This window comes from Streptomyces sp. NPDC000941, from assembly GCF_053599555.1.
Genome location: NZ_JBSFMM010000392.1, coordinates 1 through 5488, shown reverse-complemented (window position 1 = coordinate 5488; position 5488 = coordinate 1). Strand labels below are relative to the sequence as shown.

Here is a 5488-nt window from a genome sequence, read left to right as displayed (position 1 = left end):
TCTCGGCGCCGCGTCCACGCCCGGCAGCCATGGCCTGGGCGCGGCGCCGCGCTCATGGGCGCCGGACCGTGCCACGGGTGGTCAGTCGGGTGTGCAGGGAGCGGGCGGAGGTGTCGGTGAGGGCGGCGATCTGGTCGACGATGGCGCGGAGGCGCGCCGTGTCGTCTCCTGCGGCGTCCGCTTCGTCGTACAGGGCGCGGAACTGGGGGTCCAGGCCGACCGGGGCGCGGGCAGTGAGGGCTGCGCCCAGTTCGGCGATGATGACTCGTTGGTCGGCGCGGACCGCTTCTTGGTCGGCGCGCTGCATCACATAGCGGTCGGCGACCGCCTTCAGGACCGCGCATTCCAGGCGCGCCTCGCGCGGCACCACGAGCTCGGCGCCGTAGCGGGTGAACCGGCCGGTGCCGTAGGCGGCGCGGGTGGCGCCCTCGGCGGCGAGGCAGAAGCGGCCGATGAGCTGGCTGGTGGCGTCCTTGAGCCGGGCCTGGGCGACGGAGGAGCCGTCGTAGCCGTGGGGCCACCACTCCTGGTCGAGCAGCCGGTCCAGGGCCTCGGCCAGCTCGTCGGGCTCGGCGCCCGGGGCGTAGCGGGCGGCGGTGACCGCGAAGACCTCGCGGCGCTCGGGTTCGGCGAGCAGCAGGCCGGGGTCGAGGTGGCCGGCGTGCAGGCCGTCCTCGACGTCGTGGACCGAGTACGCCACGTCGTCGGACCAGTCCATGACCTGGGCCTCGAAGCAGGTGCGGTGCTCGGGCGCGCCCTGCCGGAACCAGGCGAAGACCGGGATGTCGTCCTCGTACACCCCGAACTTGCGCGAGCCGGGGTCGCTGGGGTGCCCGCCGCGCGGCCAGGGGTATTTGGTGGCGGCGTCGAGCGCGGCGCGGGTGAGGTTGAGCCCCACGCTCACCGCGGCGCCGGTGTCCGGGTCGGCGACGAACCGCTTGGGTTCCAGCCGGGCGAGCAGCCGCAGCGACTGGGCGTTTCCCTCGAAGCCGCCGCAGGCCTCGGCGACCTCGTTGAGCGCCTGCTCGCCGTTGTGCCCGAAGGGCGGATGGCCGAGGTCGTGGGCCAGGCAGGCCATCTCCACCAGGTCCGGGTCGCAGCCGAGCGCGGCGCCGAGCTCCCGGCCCACCTGGGCGCACTCCAGGGAGTGGGTCAGCCGGGTGCGCGGGGTGGCGTCCCAGGCGGGGGCGGCGGCGCCGGGGCCCGGGTCGGCGGCGGGGGCCGCGGGGACGGCGGGGACCACCTGGGTCTTGCCGGCCAGCCTGCGCAGCGCGGCCGAGTGCAGCACCCGCGCCCGGTCCCGCTGGAACGCGGTCCGGCCCGGGCGCTTGTCCGGCTCGGCCGCCCAGCGCTCGAGGTCCGCCGCCTCGTAGCCGGGGCTCGCCCAGGCTGAGGCCGCGGACTCGGTCGGTTGGAGGGTTGGGTGGTGGGCAGTGGGCTGGGCTTGTTCTGCGGACTCAGCTGATGGTTCGGGTGGTTCGGATGGTTCGGGTGCCGTGGGTCCAGTGCGGCTCATACACCGACGGTAACCGCCGGGTGTGACATGGGTGCAGAGGCGAGCGCCTGTTCATAGCGGTGGACCACGAGCCGCGCGACGGCCGGATGGTCGCCCAGCGGCCCGGAGGCGATACCGGGCGCCGCGTCCGCGCACTGGGTCGCGAAGCGGCCGGGGGCGGCGAAGTACGAGGCCACCGCGATCCGCCGGCCACTCCCCATGTCGGTCAGGGCGCGTACCGCCTCGGCCACCGTGGGCGCGGCGGCGGAGGCGTAGCCGGGCAGTACGGGTACGCCGCCGAGCCGGGCGCTGAGCAGGGCCGCCGTACGGGCCGTGTCGGCGGCCGAGTCCCGGTCGCGGGAGCCCGCCGCCGCCAGGACGACACCCGCCCCGGAGAGCCCGCCGGACGGCGGCCCACCGGACAGCCCGCCGGACGCCCCGCCGGACGGCCACCCGGCCTCGGTGAGGCGCGTGTGCAGGGCCTCGGCGAGCAGCGGGTGCGGGCCGAGCGGAGCGGCCATACGGACGGACAGGTGGGGCGCGGCGGCGACGGCGTCCGGCAGGTCCCGTTTGATGTGATGGCCGCGGCCGAGGAGCAGCGGTACGAGGACGGCCTCGCCGCGCAGCTCGGCGAGCGTGTCGGCGAGCAGCGGATTGTTCAGCTCGACATGGCCGAGGCGTACGGGCAGGTCGGGGCGGAGCGTGCGGACGCGGTCCACGAGCGCGGTGACCGTGCGCAGCGCCTCCGGGTCACGGCTGCCGTGCGCCACGGCGACGAGGGTGGGCGGGCGCCGCCTGCCACCGAGGGTCAGCCCGCCGAGTTGCGAGCCGAGCTGTGCGGTGATCCGGGTCATGAGCTGGGCCGTACTGTCGAGGGGGCCGGAAGGGGCTGCGGGACCGGGGCGAGACGACGCCTTCATGACGAGAGCCTCGCAGCGGGACATTGCGCCCCCGTTGCGTGGCCGTCACAGGTGATTGCCACGAGTTCACCGGACGCCGCCGGCCACGCTGAGGTCCGGTTGCCCGATGCGTAACGCGAGCGGGCGCGGCACGTAACACGGCCGTAGCACGCTGCCCGCATGCCGCACATGACCGGCGCCATGACGCCCGACCCCGCCGTCGACACCCACTGCCCGTACTGCTCGCTCCAGTGCGGCATGGCGCTGCGCCCCGCGCCGGGGAGCGAAGGGGGCGTGGCGGTGGTGGAGCGGACGGCGTTCCCCGTGAACCGCGGCGCGCTGTGCGGCAAGGGCCGTACAGCACCCGCCGTACTCTCCTCCCAGGTGCGCCTGACCGAGCCGCTGGTCCGCCGCCCTGACACCGGCCGGCTCGAACCGGCCACCTGGGAGGAGGCCCTGGACCGGGTCGCGGAGGGGCTGGCGGGCGCGGCGCAGACGTACGGGCGGGACGCCGTGGGGGTCTTCGGCGGGGGCGGGCTGACGAACGAGAAGGCGTACGCGCTGGGCAAGTTCGCCCGGGTCGTGCTCGGCACCTCGCAGATCGACTACAACGGCCGCTTCTGCATGTCCTCGGCCGCCGCCGCGCACAACAGGGCCTTCGGCCTCGACCGCGGGCTGCCGTTCCCGCTGGCTGACGTGGCCCGCACCGGGTGTGTGATCCTCGTCGGCTCGAACCTGGCCGAGACCATGCCGCCCGCGCTGCGCTATCTGACCGAGCTGAAGGAGTCCGGCGGCAAGCTGATCGTCATCGACCCGCGCCGGACCCGGACCGCCGAACAGGCGGATCTGCACCTGGCCCCGCGCCCCGGAACGGACCTGGCGCTCGCGCTGGGGCTGCTGCACCTGGTGGTCGCGGAGGGGCGGGTGGACGAGGAGTTCATCGCGCGGCGTACGAACGGCTGGCCCGAGGCGCGGGCCGCGGCGATGGCGCACTGGCCGGAAATGGTCGAACGGATCACCGGCGTCCCGGTCCCCGAACTCCGCGAGGCGATGCGGATGTTCTGCGATGCGTCGAGCTCCATGGTGCTCACGGCGCGCGGGCCCGAACAGCAGTCGAAGGGCACGGACACCGTCGGCGCCTGGATCAACCTGTGCCTGGCCACCGGCCGCGCCGGCCGCCCGCTGTCCGGCTACGGCTGCCTCACCGGCCAGGGCAACGGCCAGGGCGGCCGCGAACACGGCCAGAAGGCCGACCAGCTGCCCGGCTACCGCAAGCTCGACGACCCGGCGGCCCGCGCCCATGTGGCCGGCGTATGGGGCATCGACCCCGACGCGCTGCCGGGGCCCGGGCGCAGCGCGTACGAACTCCTGGACGCGCTCGGCGGCGACGTACGGGCCCTGCTGCTCATGGGCTCAAACCCGGTGGTCTCCGCTCCCCGCGCGGACCATATAGAGGCGCGATTGAGGTCGCTGGACTTCATGGCGGTCGCGGACGTCGTCCTCTCGGAGACCGCCGCGCTCGCGGACGTCGTCCTTCCGGTGACCCAATGGGCGGAGGAGACGGGCACGACGACCAACCTGGAAGGCCGCGTCATCCTGCGCCGCGCCGCCATCACCCCACCGCCCGGCGTCCGCTCGGACCTGGAGGTGCTCCACGGGTTGGCCGCCCGGCTGGGCTGGGAGAAGGGCTTCCCGACGGACCCGGAGGAGGTCTTCGACGAGCTGCGGCGCGCGTCGGCGGGCGGGGCGGCGGACTACTCGGGCATCACGTACCGGCGGATCGCGGAGGAGGACGGGGTCTTCTGGCCCTGCCCGGAGGGGGCGGAGGCGGCGGAGGCGGCGGAGGCGGCGGAGGCGGACTCGGACTCGGACTCGGCCCTCTCGGCCTGGACCGCGGCAGAGGCCGCCGGGGCGGGCCTGGCTGGGGCCGGGGCGCGGGTGGCCGAGCCCGCCACGGCGGAGGCGGGCGGTGCGGGCCAGGCGCCGAGCGCCTTGGCCGACCCCAGCCCGCACTCCGCTCCGCACCCCGGTACGCCGCGCCTCTTCCTCGACCGCTTCGCGACCGACGACGGCCGGGCCCGCTTCGTACCGGTGTCCCACCGCCCCGCGGCGGAGGAGCCCGACGCGGAGTATCCGCTGTTCCTGACCACCGGCCGGGTGCTCTCCCAGTACCAGTCGGGCGCGCAGACGCGCCGCGTCGAGGAGCTGAACCGGGCCGCCCCCGGCCCCTTCGTGCAGCTGCACCCCCAGCTCGCCGAGCGCTTGGGTGCCGCCGAGGGCGACCGGCTCGCGGTGGTCTCCCGCCGCGGGCGGGCCGTCGCCCCGGCCCGCATCAGCCGGGACATCCGGCCGGACACGGTGTTCATGCCCTTCCACTGGGCGGGCGAGGGACGGGCCAACGCGCTCACGAATCCGGCGCTGGATCCGGTCTCCCGGATGCCGGAGTTCAAGGTGTGCGCGGTACGGGTGGAACGGGCGGAACGGGCCGCGGGTTAGTTTCGTTCGGGTGGCATGATCGCGACGAGTTCGACTTCGAAGCCATCGTCGTTCTCCAGGTAGGCGGCGTAGTGCTGGCTGCCGCCGGCGTAGGGGTGCTGGTCGGGGAACAGCAGGTGCCAGCCGTGGTGAGCGGCGTCGGCGGTCAGCTTGTCGACCGCGGCGGCGTCTTCGACGTGGAAGGCCAGGTGGTTCAGTCCTGGACGACAGCGGTCGTGCTGGTGGGCGGTGAGCGCCGGGGACTGCTCGATGACCAGGTAGGTCGGCCCGAGTCGCCAGCTGCGGCCGTTGTCCCAGTTTTGGAAGGCCACGTATCCCAGTGCCTCGAGCAGCCAGCCGAGCGAGGCGAGCGCGCGGTGGATGTCCGGCACCCACAGCTCGACGTGGTGCAGCATGCCGTGCGTCGGCCGGCTCATGCGGCGACCACCTTGCCATCGTCCTTGACTTCGCTGAGCACGGGCGTGCTGCCTTCCGTTGGCCATTACGGGTGACTTTGCGGTGAGTATCGGACAGCGACACGCGGTCGCGTCGGCGTGTCGCTGTCCGATAGCCACCACAAAAAAGCCCACGAACGCGTCGACATACATCAGGTAAGCCC

Annotated in this window: 4 protein-coding genes; 1 reads left to right on the top strand and 3 read right to left on the bottom strand. The window is 74.3% G+C overall.

Annotation, left to right across the window (positions count from 1 at the left end):
- Positions 1 to 52: 52 nt before the first annotated feature.
- Both ACWDSL_RS51500 and ACWDSL_RS51495 read right to left on the bottom strand, forming a co-directional pair.
- Entirely contained in the window at positions 53 to 1516 is a 1464-nt protein-coding gene (locus ACWDSL_RS51500) for a deoxyguanosinetriphosphate triphosphohydrolase (RefSeq protein WP_450496454.1), read from the bottom strand.
- On the bottom strand, positions 1513 to 2349 hold the full coding sequence (locus tag ACWDSL_RS51495; RefSeq protein WP_450496452.1) for a sirohydrochlorin chelatase: 837 nt from the start codon (positions 2347 to 2349) through the stop codon (positions 1513 to 1515). Before ACWDSL_RS51495 ends, ACWDSL_RS51500 begins: the two co-directional genes overlap by 4 nt.
- A 225-nt stretch (positions 2350 to 2574) precedes the next feature.
- Here ACWDSL_RS51495 and ACWDSL_RS51490 point away from each other — a divergent pair, with 225 nt between their 5' ends.
- Entirely contained in the window at positions 2575 to 4890 is a 2316-nt protein-coding gene (locus ACWDSL_RS51490) for a molybdopterin oxidoreductase family protein (RefSeq protein WP_450496451.1), read from the top strand.
- Here ACWDSL_RS51490 and ACWDSL_RS51485 read toward each other — a convergent pair.
- Positions 4887 to 5306: a VOC family protein gene (locus ACWDSL_RS51485; RefSeq protein WP_450496449.1), complete on the bottom strand. Its 420-nt coding sequence runs from the start codon at positions 5304 to 5306 to the stop codon at positions 4887 to 4889. The genes ACWDSL_RS51490 and ACWDSL_RS51485 overlap by 4 nt on opposite strands.
- Positions 5307 to 5488: the final 182 nt, after the last annotated feature.